Source organism: Bacillus sp. FSL K6-1000 (assembly GCF_038630785.1).
GTDB classification, from domain to species: domain Bacteria; phylum Bacillota; class Bacilli; order Bacillales; family Bacillaceae; genus Bacillus; species Bacillus safensis.
On the sequence record NZ_CP152042.1, the window covers coordinates 3,326,102 to 3,346,364 of the forward strand.

The following is a 20,263-nucleotide window of genomic DNA, read 5'->3' on the forward strand; positions in this document are numbered from 1 at the left end:
GTAACTTCACTCTGAGAGGACGATATACGATGAATGCAATCTTACTTTTACAGCTCACTCTTATTCTTTGCAGCCTATTATTAACGATCGGAGTCATCATCTATTTAAAACAACAAATGGAACTGATCATTTTACCGATACAGCATGTTGGACAAAAACTAGTGCATCCGCTGCTTGATAAACCATCACCTATTCCAGTGAATGATTTACTGCAAACCAACAGTAAGCAGCAGCTGCTTATTTTCACTGATACATCATGTCCGCATTGCATTCCATCACTTGAACAATTTCTAGAAACGAAAAAGCAGCGTAAATTAGACGTTTCATTTAGTATTTTGCTAAAGAATGGGCAAAAAGAGGATCAAGAATTATATCGTGATAATAAAACCAACATGCGAATTATCCCAGTGGACGAACAAATGATAGACACATTCCAAATTGAAGAATTTCCGTATTACATCATGGTAGAAGAAGATGAAATCATCTCATATGCAGCACCTTTTCCGGATGGTCTTTATTCAAGGATATCTGCAAAATAAAGATAAATGAGGCATGTGAAGAATATCAAACACATGCCTCATTTTTTTATTGTGGATCTGAGTGAACATCTAGATCTTTTTCCCCTGCAGTAGCTTCACTTGCTTCATCTGAAGCCTGTTCCTCGGCTTGTTCAAACTCACTCCGTGCCTCATTTGAAATGTCTACTTGGTCACCATGCTGATTCACAGTAACAGACGAAGAAGACGTCTCTTTTTGAGCCTCTTTCTCTAGTTCCTTTAATTTAGAAACATGAAGTTCCAAATCTTTACCTTGCTGAACTAAAGTAAGTTGTTGAAATAATGCCTTTCTCTCTTCTGGAGAATGGTCACCTTGAACAATTTGAGCCGCTTGGGTTAAAAAAGAATTTGATGATTGACCCGCTTGACGCCTATTTGACGTCTGCATAGCATTTGTTAAGAATGAAATTGAAGATATGCTCATGCGTTCACATCCTATTAAATAAGATCCTTAGATTTAGCAACCACATCTAACGCGTTCTTGACTAGTACAAATCTCACCTGTGTCACGATCCACGTAGTAACGGAAAGTTCCAACACCTTGAAGGAAACAAGTCGGTGCTGATTTGCATGAAGTGACTAATTTTTGCAAAATACATCTTGCAGCAGCAGGTTGAACATTGGTCATTTTGTTTAAGAAACGATCTAACATATGAATTCCACCTTCCAATTTTTATGGTAATACAACACAATAATAACCAATTACAAGACAACTAACAACATATTTTGATAAATTTACTAATTATTTTATACTACCAATCTTATTTATGACATAATTTGTCGATAATTTTAATAGTAAATGTTACTTTTTTCTTATTTGAAAATAATTTATTTATCCATAAATAGTGAAGTGAAGATAGAAACATTTTCATTAATCAACATTCACTCTTCCTAAAGTACTACTTACTCAAGTATGATAAAGAGTGAATACATAAAGGAGTGAACACCAATGCAACAAACTGAGAAAATCATTCAATCTCTTCATTCAATCGTAAAGTGGGGAAAGGTTGGTAGTATCTTTCTCTATATTTCAGGCGGTCTGGCTATTCTTATTGGTTTTTGGCTTGTTCTTCCTGCAGCCCTTGGCGTCTTCCTCATTATGATGGGAATCCATGTACAAAAATCTGTAAAAGCAGCTGAACAATTGATTCAGGCTCCTGATACTTCTTACGAAGAATTATTAGAACAATACGCTAAGATGATGAAAATGCAGACACTGTTTGCCATTTCAAGTATTGCCGCAGTTATTCTTTCATTCATTGCCATTGTTTTGATGCTTATACTAGGCGGGTTAGCCTTCCTCCAAGAAATTCCTTATGATGTCCAGCAATATGAAGGTGATTACGAACAAGAACTCGGTGACTTTTATTAATGGAGTGGGGTATCAATGGTCGTTCGATACCCCTTTTGTTTTTATCATTTGGATTGGATTATCCTCCTATGCTTGACATTCAGTTTTGTTCATTTTAAAATACAAATCGTAACTATTACGAATTAAAGGAGGACCCTATTACTTATGCGCGTGAAAATTACGTTGGCCTGTACTGAAACAGGTGACAGAAACTACATCACAACAAAAAATAAAAGAACGAATCCCGACCGATTGGAGTTAAAAAAATATTCTCCTCGATTAAAGAAATATACCCTTCATAGAGAAACAAAATAATTTTTTAGATTATAAATCGTAATGATTACTTTTTAAGTGAGGCGGAAAACAAAATGATCGTTTTCAAAAGGACAAAAACAAATGAATAAGCGTATACCTGTTACAGTATTAAGCGGCTTTTTAGGAGCAGGAAAAACAACGATATTAAATCATGTTCTTCAAAATCGCAAAGGATTAAAAGTGGCTGTGATCGTCAATGACATGAGCGAAATTAATATTGATGCAGAACTAGTCAAACAAGGCGGTGAGCTTTCTCGATCAGATGAGAAACTAGTTGAATTATCTAACGGTTGTATTTGCTGCACTTTGCGAGAAGACTTGTTAATTGAAGTAGAACGCCTTTGTAAGGCAGGTAATATCGATTATATTGTCATTGAATCAACTGGAATTAGTGAACCAATTCCCGTCGCTCAAACGTTTTCTTATATTGATGAAGAAATGGGCATAGATTTGACCCGCTTTTGCCGTCTAGATACGATGGTCACAGTAGTAGATGCAAATCGCTTCTGGACTGATTTCCAGTCAGGAGAGAGTTTATTAGATCGTAAAGAAGCGGTTTCCGATGACGACGAACGAGAAATTTCAGATTTACTCATTGATCAAATTGAATTTTGTGACGTGCTCATTATCAATAAATGTGATCTAGTATCGCCCTCAGAGTTAGATCGACTTGAGCATGTTCTGAACAAACTACAACCAGAAGCATCTATCATCAGAACCTCACAAGGTAAAGTACAGCCAGATGACATTTTGAATACTGGTTTATTCGACTTTGAAAAATCAAGTGCTTCTGCTGGATGGATCAAAGAGATTAACGCAGGACATGCTCAGCATACGCCGGAAACAGAAGAATACCAAATTTCATCCTTTGTTTACGAAAGAAGACTCCCTTTTCATACAGGCAGGCTGAATAATTGGTTAGATCAGATGCCTGAGCAGATCGTTCGTGCGAAAGGTTTTACTTGGCTTGCCACACATCATGATTTAACCATTTTAATTTCACAAGCTGGAAAATCTGTTGCGATTGAACCAATTGCATACTGGATTGCTGCTTTGCCTGAGCAAGAAAAAACACGGATATTAAATCAGGAACCAGAGCTTCTAGATGAGTGGGATGCAGAGTTTGGTGATCGTCATACAAAACTTGTGTTTATCGGTGTGGATTTGCCTAAAGCAGAAATTATTCGCACTCTTGATCAATGCTTGCTCACACCTGAGGAATTTGATCAAGATTGGACTACATTTGAGGATCCCTTTCAATGGAAAATACAAAATTAGGCCAGGAGGGTTTTAATTGGCAAAGAAATCTAAGATTGCTAAAGAAAGAAAACGACAGCAGCTTGTATTGAAATATGCAGAATTAAGGAAAGAGTTAAAAGAAAAAGGTGACTATGAAGCTTTACGGAAATTACCTAGAGACTCTTCCCCTACCCGCTTAAAAAATCGCTGTGAATTAACCGGCCGTCCAAGAGGTTACTTAAGGAAATTCAAAATGTCTAGGATTGCTTTTCGTGAGCTTGCCTATAAGGGTCATATCCCTGGGGTGAAAAAATCGAGCTGGTAAAGAATGATTTGATCTTATCACAGCACTCGGAAAAGTAAAGCGGCACAAAACAATGAAAAATCTATTTTCAAGTCTTATCTCATGCTTTTTGAAGTTCAAAATAGGCATTTAAAAACCAGCAGAATCTCTGCTGGTTTTTTATACTGAATGAGTTCATAAGATAAAATAACCTTTTCTCAAAAAAGGATTTTCAACAATGATTATGCCAATTTTCCTTCTTTTCAAAAATACCTGATCATGATACTTTGTTGTCATTATCCACCGATATATGACATTTCAACCTTTTTCTGATCTTTTTTCTGCTCTCTCTCAGCTGAATATTGATCATGTCTATTCGACCATAGTTCCTTTAACAAGTTTGCTAACTCTTCATTATCTTTTGTCGTACGAATCATCCGTTTCAGATCAAAACCCGATGATGCAAACAGACATGTAAACAATTCCCCGCGTGCAGATAGCCTTGCTCTGTTACATGTTCCGCAAAAAGCATCTGAAACGGAAGAAATAATGCCTATCTCTCCTGAACCATCTTTGTAAAAAAATCGGTTGGCTACTTCACCTGTATATTGAGGAGGTTCAGGTTTGATAGGATATGTTGAATCAATTAATTCAATTATTTCATTCTTTGTCATGACATGTTCTAGATTCCATTTATTCGTATTACCGACATCCATAAACTCGATAAACCTGAGAACGTGTCCTTCTTTTTTAAAGTAAGCCGCCATTGGTAAGACATCCTGATCATTCACACCTTTTTGAACAACCATATTAATCTTGATAGCAAGTCCAGCCTTTTTTGCCGCCTCAATGCCATCAAACACTTTTTGGATAGAAATGTGCCTTCCGTTCATTTGCTTAAAACGATCGGGATTTAATGAATCTAAACTAATGGTGACTCTATTAAGACCAGCTCTCTTTAACTGATCAGCATATAAAGGTAAAAGCGTTCCATTGGTTGTCATCGCAATGTCTTCAATCCCTGGAATTTTTGCGAGCTTTTCTATTAAGACAGGCAGATCCTTCCGCATTAAAGGTTCCCCGCCCGTGATGCGTATTTTTACCACACCTAGATTCTTTACAAAAAGGGTAGCAAGTCGTTCAATTTCTTCGAAACTAAGCAGTTCTTCTTTTTTCAAGAAAGGATAATCTGGTCCAAAAATTTCAGCAGGCATACAGTACGTACATCTAAAGTTACAGCGATCAGTTACTGATATTCTTAAATCGCGCAATGGTCGATGTCTTTTATCTAAAATACTGTCCATACTTTGCCTCCTATTCTGTAATACGCTGAGGATGAGTGTAAATATTAAAGGATTTTCCTCTGACGAATCCAACTGTCGTAATATTTAATTCTTCTGCCATTTGAAGCGCTAGCTCAGTAGGTGCTGATTTTGAAATGACGATAGAGACTCCTAGTTTTGCTGCCTTCAATAGAACTTCTGACGATATCCGGCCGCTAAACACAAGAATTTTATCTCTAAGTGGGATTCGCTGGAGTAAACAATATCCATAAATTTTATCTAAAGCATTATGTCTTCCTATATCAGTTCTAGTGATGAATAGCTTCTCTGTGTCACACAGTCCAGCATTATGCACTCCGCCAGTATGTTGAAATAATTGACTTTCTTCTTGCAAACATTTCATGAGATGCATACAGGTTTCAGCAGAAATACTAATTCGATCAATGGCTGTTTTTGCCGTCTTCACATCTTGAAGAAAATAAAAGTGTCTTCCTTTCCCGCAGCATGAACCAATCACTCGTTTTGTAAAATCTGATGAATCAAATCCACTTGAGTGAACTAAATCAACATAGGCAAAACCCATACTTTCATCTATTGTAAACCTTTTAATCTCATTTTCAAATCGAATGACCCCTTCTGAAGCCAAAAAGCCGATAACCAATTCTTTCAGGTGCTCTGGTGAACAAACAAGTGTCACAAATTCTTCTCCATTCACCATCACAGTTAAAGGAAATTCTTCTACAATTTCATCAGATTTGCATGTAAACTGGCCTTCACGGTATTGGTGTATGACTCGTTTCTTTTTAACAGAAGGATTCATTGTATGATCTTCCTTTCAATGCAAATTTAGTTATATGATCCAATCAAATTGTGATATTATTTTAAAAAGTCATGAAAATGTAACATATTTCTATCTTATCAAACTTCTTGATTGCTTTATATGGGGGGAACAAAATGAACAAATCGAAAAATCGCTGGCTCATTGCAACAAGTGCTGTAGGAATTCATTTATCTATTGGGTCCGTTTATGCTTGGAGTGTTTTTACGAATCCTTTACATGAAGCCTTTCAGTGGTCATTAACAGAAATCAGTCTCACCTTCAGTATTGCTATTTTGTTTTTAGGTTTATCTGCTGCTTTCATGGGACATTTCGTTGAAAGGTACGGTCCAAAGGCATCGGGGCTCTTCTCAGCTATTTTCTTCGGCATCGGAATGACTGGATCAGGATTCGCTGTCCACATGTCCTCACTGCCTCTCCTCTATTTATTTTATGGTGTACTCGCTGGAATAGGTTTAGGTGTAGGCTATATTGCACCTGTATCAACTCTAGTCAAATGGTTTCCGGATCGAAGAGGGCTTGCAACCGGATTAGCCATTATGGGGTTTGGATTTGCTTCTCTTATTTGTAGCCCAATTATTCAATTTCTCATTGAAAAAGTGAATATCGCAAATACTTTTTATATTCTTGGAATCTCCTATTTTATCATCATGGTGATCTCATCTCTTTATTTATCACCACCAACACCTGATGACGTCAAGCAATTTGACGCATTCAAAACAAAGCAAAGAAAAATTCCTCAAGATTTATCACAGCTTACAGCAAATGAAGCGATCAAGACAAGACGTTTTTATTATTTGTGGCTTATGCTTTTTATTAATATCACTTGCGGAATTGCTATTATTTCAGTAGCGTCACCTCTTGCTCAAGAAAGTGTTGGGTTCACTGCAGGTGCTGCCGCTACTCTTGTGGGCATTTTAGGTGCCTTTAATGGGTTAGGACGAATTGGCTGGGCATCGTTCTCAGATTATATAGGAAGACCGAATACGTACACGATTTTTTTCAGTATCCAGCTCATTGCTTTTCCTTTACTCCCCTATTTAAAAGAACCGCTTATCTTTTCAATCGTCATGGCGATCATTTATACATGCTATGGAGGAGGATTTGCTTCAATTCCAGCCTATATTGGGGATTTGTTTGGTACAAAGCAGCTTGGTGCCATACACGGTTATATTCTGACGGCTTGGGCCGCTGCGGGTTTAGCAGGACCCCTATTTTCATCCTTCATCCGAGATATAACAGGTAATTACACACAGAGTCTTATGGTGTTCTCTGGCTTATTTTTCATCGCTTTTATCATATCACTTCTTATTCGGAAGGATATTCAGCAGCTGAGAGAAACAAGCCCACCTGCTGCTTCGTCTGTCTCAGCCCGACCTTAATTTGAATTTGACAGAATCACAATCTAAAGGTAATTTTTAGATATGAAAACGCTTTACAAAGTATTAGGAGGGTGATGAACTCATGGGGAAAACTAAACATAAGGGGCCTGTTAAACTCAATAAAAAACCCTCACCAAAGCTATGGGCCTCTTTTGCACCAATGGGACTTGGCAAAGTGAAACCGAAACACATTCGAGATACGATGAAAGTGGCATGGGAGAACAAAGATAACCTTCCCTACGCGTACCGTATTTTAACGCAGGGCGTTTGTGACGGCTGTGCCCTTGGCGTCTCAGGACTGTATGATCAAACGCTCGCAGGACCCCATATATGCACGACAAGACTAAATGTACTTCGTCTTAACACAATGCCAGCTATTGATCCAAAATGGTTTGAAGATATTCATCAGCTAAAGCAAATGGACAGTACCTCTCTTCGCAAGCTTGGGCGAATTCCTTATCCATTGCTCCGAAAAAAAGGTGACAATGCCTTTACACGTATTTCTTGGGATAATGCACTAGATCAAATCGCAGCTAAAATTCAATCAATTGATAAACGGCAGCTTGCTTTCTATTTAACCGCCAGAGGAATTACAAATGAAGTTTATTATACCGCTGCAAAGGCAGCTCGATTTATAGGGACGAATCATATTGATAATGCTTCTCGCATTTGCCATTCACCAAGTAAAACCGCTCTTAAACGGTCCCTTGGCATCGGTGCTTCCAGCTGTAATTACAGTGATTGGATTGGAACGGATGTATTAATTTTTTGGGGATCTGTCGCAGCAAACAATCAGCCTGTTTCCACTAAATACATGTACGCTGCTAAAAAGAAAGGGACAAAAATTATTGTCATCAATCCGTATAAAGAGCCTGCCATGGAAAAGTACTGGGTTCCTTCAATTCCAGAGAGTGCTTTATTCGGGACAAAAATTGCGGATGATTTTTACCAAGTCAATATAGGCGGAGATATTGCATTTATGAATGGCGTCATCAAGCATTGGTTTGACATGGAGCAGCATGCTCCCCATTCAGCTCTTGATCACGAATTTATTCAAAACCATACAACAGGCATACAGGATTTAAAACAGCATGTCGCACAGTTGAAGTGGGAGGACCTAGAAGCATCATCAGGTTTATCAAAAGAAAGAATGAAGGATTTTGCAACACTGCTTGCCAATGCTAATTCAGGTGTTTTTATTTGGAGTATGGGCCTTACTCAGCACCGCTTTGCAACTGATAATATATCACAGGTTGCCAACCTTGCCATGCTGCGAGGATTCATTGGCAGAAAACATTGTGGTGTCATGCCAATTCGGGGGCATAGCGGTGTCCAAGGTTCCGGTGAAATGGGCGCTGATCCATTCGTTTTGCCGGGTAGTGATTTTGATGAAGAGAATATTGAAAGAATCGAACAAATATGGGGATTTGACATTCCTAAATGGCATGGTGACACCATTGGGCAATCCTTTGAGAAGATGGCTCTCCCAAAAGATCATCCACAAAAACTCAAAATGCTGTTTACAAGTGGTGGAAACTTTTTAGAAACGATGCCAAATCCAGAAGCGATTGAAAAAGCATTATCTGAACTTGAACTCCGTGTCCACCAAGATATCATTTTGAATACCTCTACGCTGGTAGACGCTGAAGAGGCGGTAATTGTGCTGCCTGCTATGACAAGATATGAACAACCAGGCGGCGGCACATCAACCAGTACAGAACGCATGGTATATTTCAGTCCAGAAATTGAAGGACCTCGTATTGAGGAAGCCAGAGCAGAATGGGACATTTATATTGATCTTGCGAAAAGGGTCCGGCCAGAAGATGCCGAGCTGATTCATTTTGAAACAGCTGAAGACATTCGTCGTGAGATAGCGATCGCCAATCGAAACTATGATGGCATCCAGCATTTACGTCATAAGGGAGACGTTTTTCAATGGGGAGGCGCATGGCTTTGTGAAGATGGCGTGTGTCCAACGCCAGACGGAAAGGGGCATCTGCTTCCTGCTCAGCTGCCTCAATATCGAAAAACTGAAGGACATTTCAATATCACGACAAGAAGAGGAAAGCAATTCAACTCCATGATCTACAGTGAAAAGGATGCCTTTAATGGTGGAAAACGTCATTCTATCCTAATGAATGAAGAAGATGCAAAGGAACTTTACGTCCAAGAAGGTGATCCAGTTGTTCTCTTTAATCAATATGGATCCTATCAAGGAGTGGCTCAATTTGGAGAGTTGAGACGTGGCAATATCGCAGTTTATTGGCCGGAAGGGAACGTTTTAATTCCTAAAGGTGTGTATGAGAGCTACTCACAGATTCCCGAGTATAATACGGCTGCCATATTAGAAAAAGCCGAAACCTTCCATGCAAGAAAGGATCAGCATTACGTGGAGAAACGAATTGATGAATTAGAAACAACTTTGAATTAATCGTCAACTTAAAAACAGCTGGGGTTGTTTCCCCAGCTGCCATTCACTCTCTACCGACCAAAAGCGCTCGCTTCTTGTTGAAGAATGCGGTTCAATTCTTCGGCATTTGCAGCCGGTTGATAATGTCCTCCACCCGCTTTTGCAACAGATTTTAAACTTTTTGCTTCTTTTTCATTTACGTCGAAGCCAATGATATTGACGATTGTATCTATTCCGTCTTCATGTAATTCCTTTGCTGCTTGTGAAGGGCTTCCACCACAAGTTTCTTCACCATCACTGACAACATAAACAATATTTTTCCCTTCAGCCTGGTGATCTTCAAAATCTTGTTTCGTATCAGTTAATGCTTTTGCAAGTGGTGTCCAGCCAGTTGGCTTATACACATTTAGTGCTTGCTGAAATGTTGATGGCTCATATGATCCAAATCCGTAAACGGCTTCAGAACTTGAACAAGAAACGGCTTTCCCTGCATTTTTATTGGTCCCTTCATGACCAAACACACGAAGCAGAACTTGTGTATCTTCTGATAAAATGCTCGCAAAGCTTTGAATAGACCGTTTGGCGATATCGATTTTCTTTTCACCTTCAACTGATTGTGCCATGCTGCCGCTTAAATCGAGTAATATCACCACATGAGCAGGCGGCTCTTGTTTCGTTACAGCATGAGCTGGTGAAGAAAGAAGCAGGACAAGACTAGCCAAAATGGTTAATATGATATTTCTTTTCATCAATAAAAACCTCCATTTTTTACTTTTGTACAGAAAAAGAGAAACGAAAGCATGAATCAATCGTTTCCCTTTTGTTCAGCAAGTTATTCGTGTAGTTTTAATGATTCTGCTGATAAGATAGAACCCATTTCTTTACCAGTGCTTGCTTGGTAGTAATGGCCTTTACCAGCTTTGGCTACTTGCTTTAATTGACCTTCATAGCCATCGTTAAAGTCTAACCCGATCACATTTACAACAGTTGATCCTTTTGAGTTATGCAATTCTTTTGCTACTTTTACTGGATCTCCGCCACAAGTTTCTTCACCATCAGTGATTAAGTACACAATATGCTTTGTTCCTTCAGTAAGCTGCTCATCCGCTTGCTTTGCATTTTCAAGTGCACGTGCAATCGGTGTCCAGCCATTTGGTCCAAGTCCGTTTAAAGAGTTTTCAAAGCTGTCTTTTTCATAAGGCTGTACGCCGTAAACGCCTCTAATGACTTCACATGATTGAGCTTTACCTGAATTTTTGTTGTTTCCTTCAGAACCAAACAAGCTCATACGAATTTTAGCGTCTTTTGGAAGTGATTGAGCAAATTTAAATACCTCTTGTTTGGCGAGATCAAATTTGCGCTCTCCCTCAACTTTTCTTGCCATGCTTCCACTTGCATCAAGCAAGATTGTGACTCTTACATCTTTATTATGTTTTTTGACTGTAGATGCTTCTGCAAATACTGGTGAAGAGATTGACATAGATAATGTCAATACAGCTAAGGTTACGAGTGAGAATACTTTTTTCAACATAATTTTCCTTCCTCCTTATGTATTTAATTGAAACATCTTAATCGTAAAATATTCTGTCTTGGAATGGTATAGGACTCGGTCCCTTTTTCTCTTTCATCAAAATCACTAAAATTCTGTCAGATGTCTAGATATTTTCACCTAACAGACCCTTTATCCTCTCGATTTCTCCTCCTTTTGAGGGGCTTTGTATCGGCCATCAGTTCTTATCGGGACATAAATGTTTAAGTTTTCCTTCGGTGCGCCTTAAGTCGCAATTTGTCACATTCTGTTCAAACCTCTTTGACCACACAAAAAAAATGCCCCATTTCTGAGGCACCTTTGCTTTATTTTTTAGCCATATACGTGTTGAGAAAACGATCGGCTGATTCGATTTGAATTCCTTTATAATAATGTTTCACGATGGCATCTACTTTTTTTCCAGCCTGCGCCATATAATGCGCACCATATTGACTCATGCCTACACCATGACCATATCCTTTTGTTGTAATGACAATCTGCTGGCCCTGGCGTTCCCATGTGAAGTCCGCTGAATGAAGGCCTAGTGATTCTCGAATGTCTCGACCTGACAGTGTTTTACCGTTGATCACGGCTTTCGCTACTTGGTTTCCTGGTGTCCGTTCTACTATCTGTCCGACCTGAGCCTGCTGAGTGAGCGTCACACCTAATTTTTGCTGAAATTCACTTACCGAGACGGTTTTCTTGTTTTGAAATTTTGGCGATTTTTCGTCCCATTTACTTGAGACACTTTTCAAATAAGGGATTTCGTTTTTCCAATAGGCTTCGGCATTTTCCGTTTTTCCGTTACTTGTTGAAAAGAATGAAGCATCAATTGGTTTCTCGTCATAAGTCAGCACTTTTCCTTGTGTGCTGGCGACAGCTTCCGTGACCTTTTTTAATTTCCAATTGTACGCTTTCCCCCAAATTTTCTTGAGTTCCTGTTTGTTTTTGTACACCTGGAACATTTGGGTATCATCTACAAGCGAGCCCTTAGGTGATTTGACGGTCTTATCACTGATCATTTGTCTGACGATATACGTTCTTGCTGCGAGCGCCTGTGCCTTGAGTGCTTCCATTTCAAAATCAGCTGGCATTTCAGATGCTACGACACCGATCACATACTCTTCTAAGGGGATGTTTTCTACCTGCTGATGAGCAGAGCGATAGACGGGGATAGCGACGGGTGATTGCTTCAATTTGACTGAACCCTTCACTTCTTTTTTAACTGATGGTTCCGCTGCTACGTGCTGGCTGGCCGCCGGCTTCCCTTGGAATGTCGGCAACACAAGTAATGTTGGAATCATTAAAATGATGATGCATATTCCTGCGATTGTCCATATCATTGGTTTCATATTTGGCTGCCCCCATTTGTCATTGAATCTCTTTTATCCTATGGGCAGGGACAAGCTAATATGACAGCTTCTTTCATTTAGTGGACAAGTCTTTTATGGAGGTATGAGGCTGTTCTTCAAATGGATTTTACTGTTCGTCTGTATGAATAAAATTTAAGATGGTTGGATACACTAATGATAAGCTTCGTGAAATGAGGCATTCTATGAATCTAAAAAAAAAATCAGCATGCCCAATGGACACACTGATTTCTTTATGATTACGCGTTCAGATCTGATACAACTTGTTCTTGTGTCACATCTGCTGATTCATCGTTTACTCTTTCAATATCTGCACCGATTGCTGCAAGCTTTTGGTGGAAGTTCACATAACCACGGTCAATATGCTTCAACTCTGTGACACGTGTATGACCTTCTGCCACTAATCCAGCAAGTACAAGTGCTGCTCCTGCTCTTAAATCAGTCGCTGCCACTTCAGCACCTTGAAGTTGAACCGGCCCATTGATAATGACAGAGCGACCCTCAATTTTAATATCGCCATTCATGCGGCGGAATTCTTCAGCATGCATAAAGCGGTTTTCAAACACTGTTTCTGTAATCATGCTTGTTCCGTTCGCACGAAGCAATAGCGCCATCATCTGAGATTGCATATCCGTTGGGAACCCAGGATGCGGCATTGTTTTTAGATCGATTGGCTTGAGCTCAGATGGTCCAATGACTCTTAAACCTTCTTCTTCTTCAATGATCTGAATACCCATTTCTTCCATTTTGGCAACAAGTGATGTCATGTGCTCTGGCACTGCGCCTTTTACAAGAACATTTCCTTCTGTAATGGCTGCTGCCACCATGAAAGTACCTGCTTCAATTCTGTCAGGGATGATGTTGTGTTTTGCACCGTGAAGTGTTTCCACACCTTCGATTTTGATTGTACCAGTACCAGCACCGCGAACCTTACCGCCCATGGCATTGATGTAGTTTGCTAAATCAACAATTTCAGGTTCTTTTGCTACGTTTTCTAAAATTGTTGTTCCTTCCGCTAATGCTGCTGCCATGATGATGTTTTCAGTTGCCCCTACACTTGGGAAATCCAAATAGATTTTTGCACCTTTTAAACGGCCTTTTACTTCAGCCTCGATGAAACCATTACCTACTTGAATTTTAGCTCCCATTGCTTCAAAGCCTTTTAAATGTTGATCAATTGGTCTTGAACCAATTGCACAGCCTCCAGGTAATGCAACTCTTGCATGACCTGTTCTTGCTAAAAGTGGTCCCATGACAAGCACGGATGCTCTCATTTTACGGACATACTCAAACGGAGCCTCAGTTTCTAGTGCATGAGATGCATCAACTGATACTTCGTTATTTTCAAAATGTACTTCTGCTCCTAAATGACGTAACACTTCATTGATTGTATATACATCGGAGAGCGTAGGTACATCACAAATTACGCTTTTTTCTGTACTTGCTAACAAAGATGCAGCGATAACTGGTAAAACGGCATTTTTTGCGCCTTCTACTTTAACTGTGCCGTTTAACTTTTGACCGCCGCGGACGATGATTTTTTCCAAGGTCTTCCCCTCCGCGTCCCAAATTCTCTATATTAATATTCAGTCGTTACGATTGGTGTGCCAACCGTAATCGTATGATTTTCGTTCATTTCCGAACTTCTGATGGCAATTTGAACATTCATTTTATCATTTGAAGTCATAATGAACTGTTCCCACTTCTCTGTGTAAGCGGAAAGCGACACAAAATTAGACTCAACGAGATACTCAACTGGTTTTGCTTGAAATTCATTTGCTAACGTTTCAGCTTTTTTTTGCAAAACAACATCCATCATACCATTTACATGACCATCGAGACAAGTAAAAATTACAATTTTCTCTTGTAATATGCTTTTTGCATGACGTACGAACTGATCATATGTATGCTCCCAAGTATTCAGTGGGCGAGCACCTTTTTGCTCATATAATAAATACGACTTTTGATTTGATTTTGTGTCGGTCTTTACGAGTAAAATTTTCGATTCTGTATCATTTTTTTCATCTTTGTAAATTCCTGTGACTTTGGTGACATGTTGTTCTTTTTTTTCGGTCCACTCATACTGTCGTAGTTCGTCTTTCAAACGTTTCACTTTTTTTGAAAATTGTTCGGATGAAATATCTACATTTGTTTTGGCATGAAGGGTCCATCCATCGACTTCAATTTGCTGATTTTTCAAACCTTCTGCTATTTGAGTGAGCGGAGAAGATTCTTCCGCACGAACACCTTGAATCATTAGAACAAAAAAAAGAATAAACGCAAATAATGGCCAACCTTTCAAATACTTTCTCACCTGTCATTCCCCCTTGCTACAAGTGTTGCCGCAAGGAGGTCAATGCATACGTGGAAAAGTCAACAAAAGGCCAACCTTTTGACCCTTCATTTTATGTTCCCGCAGAAGGCCGTGACCAAACCTTTTATGTTAGAACATATAAGGAATTTGTCTGGAGAAATTTAAGTAATCAAGGAAGAAATTGCTGACCGCAGATGCGATGGCAATAGTAATGAGCATCATCAGCAGCCTTGCTTGAACGATTTTCCCTTTTTTAATGAGTGGATCAATATTTACAGCAAGCAGTGCCCACCATGTAACCGCGATAAAAAATAGGTGAATCACAATGCCCACGATTGCTTGTTGTCCTACGTCTTCCATACAGTTGAATCCTCCTTTTATTTATTTCTGTAAAGGAAAACTCCCTTTCATTATATCCTCGAAAATCGGAAAGATGAATCATTTGGAAAAAAGAGCTACATTTAGTGTGAATCCCCTCTTATCCTGATGCCAAGGAGATGATATACTGCGTGTGGAAGGAGCTGAACACATTGAAAGATTCTTTTCCTGACTTTGTTGATTTGTACGGAGAATTGGTTCCCTCATTTGATCATGAATGGGAGGCCATTGCTTTCTACTTTGATTATAGACAGACACAGCTAGAAGAATTAGCACAATTGTGTCATTTTCATAACATTTCTTTGGATTACTCTGAGGAAAGCCTGTATCAGTTAGAATCACTATACTTTGATGCATTGACTAAGCAGCTGTTCGCTGAGTGGAAAATGCCAATAGATGCATTAGAAGTGATGATGAGTGTGTATTTAGGAGAGGTTGTCATCCGTCATCATTCAGATGCTGACTGGGTAGTGCGGCCTTATATGGACTCTTCGCACCAATATACGCTTGGCTTACGCAGAAACAATAAAACATGGCACTGCAGTACGCAATTTTGCGAGCAGTTATATCTAGAAAAGCAAGCAACTCACCCTTATGTGTCGATGTATCAATCTCTCATGTTATCCTAAAAAAAATCCTTCTTATCACTGTGATAAGAAGGATTTTCTGTTTTATTTCCCTGCTACATTTAAACGGTTTAACGCCCGTTTTAATGCGAGTTCCGCCCGGCGTACATCACTTTCATTCGGGTGGTTCAAATGCTCTTCAGCACGCTGTTTCGCTGATTTAGCGCGATCAACATCAACTTTGTCTGATGTTTCAGCGGCCTGAGCAAGAATCGTTACTTGTTCAGGGCGGACTTCAACAAATCCGCCACTTACTGCAACCAATTCAGTTGATCCACTATGTTTTAAGCGAACTGCACCGATTTTTAGCGGAGCAACCATTGGAACGTGGCCAGCTAAAATACCAAGCTCACCGCTTTCTGCTCTTACACTGACCATTTCCACATCCGCTTGATACACTGGGCCGTCGGGAGTAACGATATTGACTTGAACGGTCTTCATGCTTTTACCCTCCTAAGGACCAGATTAGGCCTCTACACCCATCTCTTTGGCTTTTTCAACCACTTCTTCAATGCGTCCAACTAAGCGGAATGCATCTTCTGGAAGGTGATCGTATTTACCAGATAAGATTTCCTTGAAGCCTTTAACAGTTTCTTTCAATGGCACATAAGAACCCTTTTGGCCAGTGAACTGCTCTGCTACGTGGAAGTTTTGAGATAGGAAGAATTGAACACGACGCGCTCTGTGTACCACAAGCTTATCGTCCTCAGATAATTCATCCATACCTAAAATGGCAATAATATCTTGCAGCTCTTTATAACGCTGCAATGTTTGCTGTACTTCACGTGCAATCGCATAATGCTCTTCGCCAACGATCTCAGGTGCAAGTGCACGAGATGTTGAAGCAAGAGGATCAACCGCTGGGTAAATACCCATTTCAGTCAGCTTACGCTCAAGGTTTGTCGTTGCATCAAGGTGAGCGAACGTAGTTGCTGGAGCTGGATCCGTATAGTCATCCGCAGGTACATAGATCGCTTGAATCGATGTAACCGATCCTACGTTTGTAGATGTGATACGCTCTTGCAGCTGACCCATTTCTGTTGCAAGTGTCGGCTGATAACCTACCGCTGAAGGCATACGTCCAAGAAGGGCTGAAACTTCAGAACCTGCTTGTGTAAAACGATAGATGTTATCGATGAAGAACAATACGTCTTGACCTTGTTCATCACGGAAATGCTCTGCCATTGTCAAACCAGTTAGGGCAACACGCATACGTGCACCTGGCGGCTCGTTCATTTGGCCGAAGACCATGGCTGTTTTTTCGATAACGCCAGAATCTTTCATTTCGTAGTAAAGGTCGTTTCCTTCACGTGTACGCTCTCCAACACCAGCGAATACAGAAATACCGCCGTGTTCTTGTGCGATGTTGTTGATCAATTCTTGAATCAGAACGGTTTTACCTACACCGGCTCCACCGAATAGACCGATCTTTCCACCTTTGATGTAAGGAGCAAGCAGGTCAACAACTTTGATACCTGTTTCAAGAATTTCAACTTCTGTAGAAAGTTGATCAAAAGAAGGCGCTTGTCTGTGGATTGGGTCTCTTTGAGCTTCCACACCAAGTGGCTCATCTAAGTCAATGTTATCTCCCAGTACGTTGAATACACGTCCGAGTGTTACGTTACCAACTGGTACTGAAATTGGTTTTCCAAGGTCTACAGCTTCCATACCGCGCTTCACACCGTCTGTTGATGCCATCGCGATGGTTCTCACTGTATCATCACCTAAATGTAGTGCTACTTCTAAAGTTAAGTCGATATCAACTTCACTTTCGCTTTCCGCTTTATGCGAAACTTTGATCGCATTATAAATCTCAGGCAAGTGACCGTCTTCAAAACGAACGTCTACGACTGGTCCCATGATCTGACTGATGCGTCCTGTTTTCATTGCATTCCCTCCTGACAATTATTTCTATTCTAAGGCAGCTGCTCCGCCGACAATTTCTGTAATCTCTTGTGTAATCGCTGCTTGACGAGCACGGTTGTAAGAGAGTGTCAGGCTGTCGATCAATTCTTTTGCGTTGTCTGTTGCACTCTTCATTGCTGTCATTCTTGCAGCATGTTCACTTGCTTTGCTGTCAAGAAGCGCACCGAAAATCAAACTCTCTGCATATTGAGGAAGGAGAACTTCAAGAATTTCTTCTTCAGAAGGCTCAAACTCATAAGATGCGGAACGTTTATTTGGTGTCGCTGCGGCCGAAAGGTCCGTTAGCGGCAATAATTTCTTCTCTGTTACTTCTTGTGAAATCGCACTGACAAAGTGGTTGTAGAACATGTAAAGTTCGTCAAACGCTTCATCAGAGAACATTTGAACTGTGCTGCTTGCTAATTCTTTAATATCAGCAAACGCTACTTCGTCTCCAAGCCCTGTTACTTCAGAAATAACTGGAATACCACGCTTTTTGAAGAAGTCGCGTCCGATTTTACCAATGACAATCACCGCATATTCATCAGCGGATTGATGACGAGATTGAATGGTTTGGTAAGCGGCACGCAAAATCGAGCTGTTAAAAGGTCCTGCAAGCCCTCGATCAGATGTAATGACGAGATACCCTGTTTTCTTGACAGGTCTTGAAAGAAGCATTGGGTGCTTAGCACTTGTTCCAGTTGCGATTGCAGCAACCACTTCCTGGATTTTCTCCATGTAAGGAACAAAAGACTTCGCATTGTTTTCAGCACGATTCAGTTTCGCAGCTGATACCATTTGCATCGCTTTTGTGATCTGACTCGATTTTTTCGTTGACGTGATCCTTGACTTTATATCGCGTAATGAGGCCAAAGATTTCACCACCTTTTTTCAGGAATCCGTGTTCATTTACGTGAAAAGAGAGAAAAAGAGAATCTTTTTCTCTCGGAAAGATTACTAATTAGTTGCTTGGTGCAAACGTACGTTTAAAGCCTTCGATTGCTGTCTTCCACTCTTCATCAGCAGGCATATTTCCTGTTTGAGAGATTGTGTCAAACAAGCCTTTATGGTTTTCTTCAATGTACATGAATAACTCAGCTTCAAAACGTTTAACATCAGCAATGGCAACATCGTCTAAGTATCCTCTTGTTAGTGCGTAAAGAATCGCTACTTGTTTTTCAACTTTAAGCGGTTTGTTCAAGTCTTGTTTTAAGACTTCAACAGTTCTTGCACCACGGTTTAATTTCGCTTGAGTCGCTTGGTCTAGATCAGATCCAAACTGAGCGAACGCTTCAAGCTCACGATAAGAAGCAAGATCCAGACGAAGTGTACCTGCTACCTTTTTCATCGCTTTGATTTGTGCAGAACCACCTACACGAGATACAGACAATCCTGCGTTTACCGCTGGACGTACGCCTGAGAAGAAGAGGTCAGATTGTAAGAAAATCTGTCCATCTGTGATGGAAATAACGTTTGTTGGGATATATGCAGAAATATCGCCAGCTTGCGTTTCTACGAAAGGCAATGCTGTGATAGAACCGCCACCCTTTTCGTCACTAAGCTTCGCTGCACGTTCTAATAAACGAGAGTGAAGATAGAAAACATCACCAGGGAATGCCTCACGACCTGGAGGACGACGAAGCAATAATGAAAGCTCACGGTAAGCTGCCGCTTGTTTAGAAAGGTCATCATAGACAACAAGTACGTGCTTGCCGTTATACATGAATTCCTCACCCATCGTTACACCTGCATAAGGAGCAAGGTAAAGAAGTGGAGCTGGCTGTGATGCAGAAGCTGTGACAACGATTGTGTAGTCAAGCGCACCATGCTTACGAAGTGTTTCAACAACACCACGAACCGTTGATTCTTTTTGTCCGATGGCTACATAAATACAGATCATGTCTTGATCTTTTTGGTTTAGAATCGTATCGATTGCAACAGATGTTTTACCTGTTTGACGGTCACCAATGATCAATTCACGCTGTCCGCGGCCGATTGGAATCAAGGCATCAATTGCTTTAATTCCTGTTTGAAGCGGCTCATGTACAGATTTACGATCCATAACACCAGGTGCTTCACTTTCGATTGGACGTGTTTTGCTTGTTAAGATTGGACCTAGTCCATCAACAGGCTGACCAAGCGGGTTCACAATACGTCCGATTAACTCTTCACCTACTGGAACCTCCATGATACGACCTGTACGTTTTACGTCGTCACCTTCGCGGATATCTTTGTAAGGTCCTAAAATAACGATACCTACGTTAGACTCCTCAAGGTTTTGAGCCATACCCATTACACCGTTAGAGAACTCAACCAGCTCTCCTGCCATAATGTTGTCAAGGCCATGTACACGCGCGATACCGTCCCCTACTTGAATGACTGTACCGACATCTTTTACTTCAATTTCTGATTGATAGTTTTGGATTTGCTGCTTTATCAGCGCGCTAATCTCTTCAGCTTTGATACTCACTAAGGTTTCACCCC

Annotated in this window: 22 protein-coding genes; 8 read left to right on the forward strand and 14 right to left on the reverse strand. The window is 40.3% G+C overall.

Features of this window, described 5'->3' with window-relative positions; translation table 11 throughout:
• Positions 1-29 precede the first annotated feature (29 nt).
• A complete protein-coding gene (locus tag MHI46_RS17300) occupies positions 30-539 on the forward strand; it encodes a thiol:disulfide interchange protein (protein ID WP_144489938.1) in 510 nt (169 codons plus the stop codon).
• A 46-nt stretch (positions 540-585) separates the two neighbouring features.
• On the opposite strand, the gene MHI46_RS17305 is transcribed toward MHI46_RS17300, so the two are convergent.
• Both MHI46_RS17305 and MHI46_RS17310 read right to left on the reverse strand, forming a co-directional pair.
• Positions 586-981, reverse strand: a complete 396-nt coding sequence (locus tag MHI46_RS17305) for a hypothetical protein (RefSeq protein WP_251180990.1) — start codon at positions 979-981, stop codon at positions 586-588.
• 33 nt (positions 982-1,014) lie between these two features.
• The gene (locus MHI46_RS17310; protein WP_073978875.1) at positions 1,015-1,209 is read right to left on the reverse strand and encodes a hypothetical protein; all 195 of its coding nucleotides are present in this window, start codon (positions 1,207-1,209) and stop codon (positions 1,015-1,017) included.
• Positions 1,210-1,506: 297 nt separating this feature from the next.
• On the opposite strand from MHI46_RS17310, the gene MHI46_RS17315 reads away from it, so the two are divergent.
• From MHI46_RS17315 to rpsN, 4 genes are all read left to right on the forward strand, one after another.
• A complete protein-coding gene (locus MHI46_RS17315) occupies positions 1,507-1,929 on the forward strand; it encodes a DUF5362 family protein (protein ID WP_039182073.1) in 423 nt (140 codons plus the stop codon).
• A gap of 144 nt (positions 1,930-2,073) precedes the next feature.
• Positions 2,074-2,223: a 50S ribosomal protein L33 gene (gene rpmG, locus MHI46_RS17320; RefSeq protein WP_003214771.1), complete on the forward strand. Its 150-nt coding sequence runs from the start codon at positions 2,074-2,076 to the stop codon at positions 2,221-2,223.
• Between the two features lie 81 nt (positions 2,224-2,304).
• Positions 2,305-3,501 (forward strand): GTP-binding protein, encoded by a 1,197-nt coding sequence (locus tag MHI46_RS17325; RefSeq protein WP_224929691.1) that lies wholly within the window; start codon positions 2,305-2,307, stop codon positions 3,499-3,501.
• 16 nt (positions 3,502-3,517) lie between these two features.
• Entirely contained in the window at positions 3,518-3,787 is a 270-nt protein-coding gene (gene rpsN, locus MHI46_RS17330; RefSeq protein WP_107162945.1) for a 30S ribosomal protein S14, read from the forward strand.
• A gap of 254 nt (positions 3,788-4,041) precedes the next feature.
• Here the strand turns inward: rpsN and moaA are convergent, their stop codons facing one another.
• Positions 4,042-5,049 (reverse strand): GTP 3',8-cyclase MoaA, encoded by a 1,008-nt coding sequence (gene moaA, locus MHI46_RS17335; RefSeq protein ID WP_144489934.1) that lies wholly within the window; start codon positions 5,047-5,049, stop codon positions 4,042-4,044.
• Positions 5,050-5,059: 10 nt separating this feature from the next.
• Complete coding sequence (fdhD, locus tag MHI46_RS17340; protein ID WP_047202543.1) at positions 5,060-5,848, reverse strand: formate dehydrogenase accessory sulfurtransferase FdhD; 789 nt, start codon at positions 5,846-5,848, stop codon at positions 5,060-5,062.
• A gap of 134 nt (positions 5,849-5,982) precedes the next feature.
• Here fdhD and MHI46_RS17345 point away from each other — a divergent pair, with 134 nt between their 5' ends.
• On the forward strand, positions 5,983-7,248 hold the full coding sequence (locus tag MHI46_RS17345; RefSeq protein WP_047202544.1) for an OFA family MFS transporter: 1,266 nt from the start codon (positions 5,983-5,985) through the stop codon (positions 7,246-7,248).
• Between the two features lie 82 nt (positions 7,249-7,330).
• Positions 7,331-9,679 carry an FdhF/YdeP family oxidoreductase gene (locus MHI46_RS17350; protein ID WP_342502969.1) on the forward strand — a complete coding sequence of 783 codons (2,349 nt, stop codon included), beginning with the start codon at positions 7,331-7,333 and terminating at the stop codon, positions 9,677-9,679.
• Positions 9,680-9,729: 50 nt separating this feature from the next.
• On the opposite strand, the gene MHI46_RS17355 is transcribed toward MHI46_RS17350, so the two are convergent.
• The 6 genes from MHI46_RS17355 to MHI46_RS17380 all read right to left on the reverse strand — a co-directional run bounded on the left by MHI46_RS17355 (position 9,730) and on the right by MHI46_RS17380 (position 15,230).
• Positions 9,730-10,407, reverse strand: a complete 678-nt coding sequence (locus tag MHI46_RS17355) for a VWA domain-containing protein (protein ID WP_064497918.1) — start codon at positions 10,405-10,407, stop codon at positions 9,730-9,732.
• An 83-nt stretch (positions 10,408-10,490) separates the two neighbouring features.
• Complete coding sequence (locus MHI46_RS17360) at positions 10,491-11,189, reverse strand: VWA domain-containing protein (RefSeq protein ID WP_039182096.1); 699 nt, start codon at positions 11,187-11,189, stop codon at positions 10,491-10,493.
• Between the two features lie 323 nt (positions 11,190-11,512).
• Positions 11,513-12,538 (reverse strand): stage II sporulation protein D, encoded by a 1,026-nt coding sequence (gene spoIID, locus MHI46_RS17365; protein WP_342502970.1) that lies wholly within the window; start codon positions 12,536-12,538, stop codon positions 11,513-11,515.
• Positions 12,539-12,795: 257 nt separating this feature from the next.
• Positions 12,796-14,103, reverse strand: a complete 1,308-nt coding sequence (gene murA, locus MHI46_RS17370; protein WP_024423722.1) for a UDP-N-acetylglucosamine 1-carboxyvinyltransferase — start codon at positions 14,101-14,103, stop codon at positions 12,796-12,798.
• Between the two features lie 32 nt (positions 14,104-14,135).
• Positions 14,136-14,870, reverse strand: coding sequence for a YwmB family TATA-box binding protein (locus tag MHI46_RS17375; RefSeq protein ID WP_048237641.1), 735 nt, complete (start codon positions 14,868-14,870; stop codon positions 14,136-14,138).
• A 129-nt stretch (positions 14,871-14,999) separates the two neighbouring features.
• Positions 15,000-15,230: a DUF1146 family protein gene (locus MHI46_RS17380; RefSeq protein WP_024423724.1), complete on the reverse strand. Its 231-nt coding sequence runs from the start codon at positions 15,228-15,230 to the stop codon at positions 15,000-15,002.
• Positions 15,231-15,400: 170 nt separating this feature from the next.
• Here MHI46_RS17380 and MHI46_RS17385 point away from each other — a divergent pair, with 170 nt between their 5' ends.
• Positions 15,401-15,877 carry a hypothetical protein gene (locus MHI46_RS17385; protein ID WP_047202610.1) on the forward strand — a complete coding sequence of 159 codons (477 nt, stop codon included), beginning with the start codon at positions 15,401-15,403 and terminating at the stop codon, positions 15,875-15,877.
• Between the two features lie 42 nt (positions 15,878-15,919).
• Here MHI46_RS17385 and MHI46_RS17390 read toward each other — a convergent pair whose 3' ends face one another.
• The 4 genes from MHI46_RS17390 to atpA form a co-directional block, all read right to left on the reverse strand.
• Positions 15,920-16,315, reverse strand: coding sequence for a F0F1 ATP synthase subunit epsilon (locus MHI46_RS17390; RefSeq protein ID WP_003214592.1), 396 nt, complete (start codon positions 16,313-16,315; stop codon positions 15,920-15,922).
• A 24-nt stretch (positions 16,316-16,339) separates the two neighbouring features.
• Positions 16,340-17,761 (reverse strand): F0F1 ATP synthase subunit beta, encoded by a 1,422-nt coding sequence (gene atpD / locus MHI46_RS17395; protein ID WP_008354929.1) that lies wholly within the window; start codon positions 17,759-17,761, stop codon positions 16,340-16,342.
• A 24-nt stretch (positions 17,762-17,785) separates the two neighbouring features.
• Positions 17,786-18,652: a F0F1 ATP synthase subunit gamma gene (locus tag MHI46_RS17400; RefSeq protein WP_024423727.1), complete on the reverse strand. Its 867-nt coding sequence runs from the start codon at positions 18,650-18,652 to the stop codon at positions 17,786-17,788.
• 88 nt (positions 18,653-18,740) lie between these two features.
• Positions 18,741-20,249, reverse strand: a complete 1,509-nt coding sequence (atpA, locus tag MHI46_RS17405) for a F0F1 ATP synthase subunit alpha (protein WP_039182105.1) — start codon at positions 20,247-20,249, stop codon at positions 18,741-18,743.
• Between the last annotated feature and the right edge of the window lie 14 nt (positions 20,250-20,263).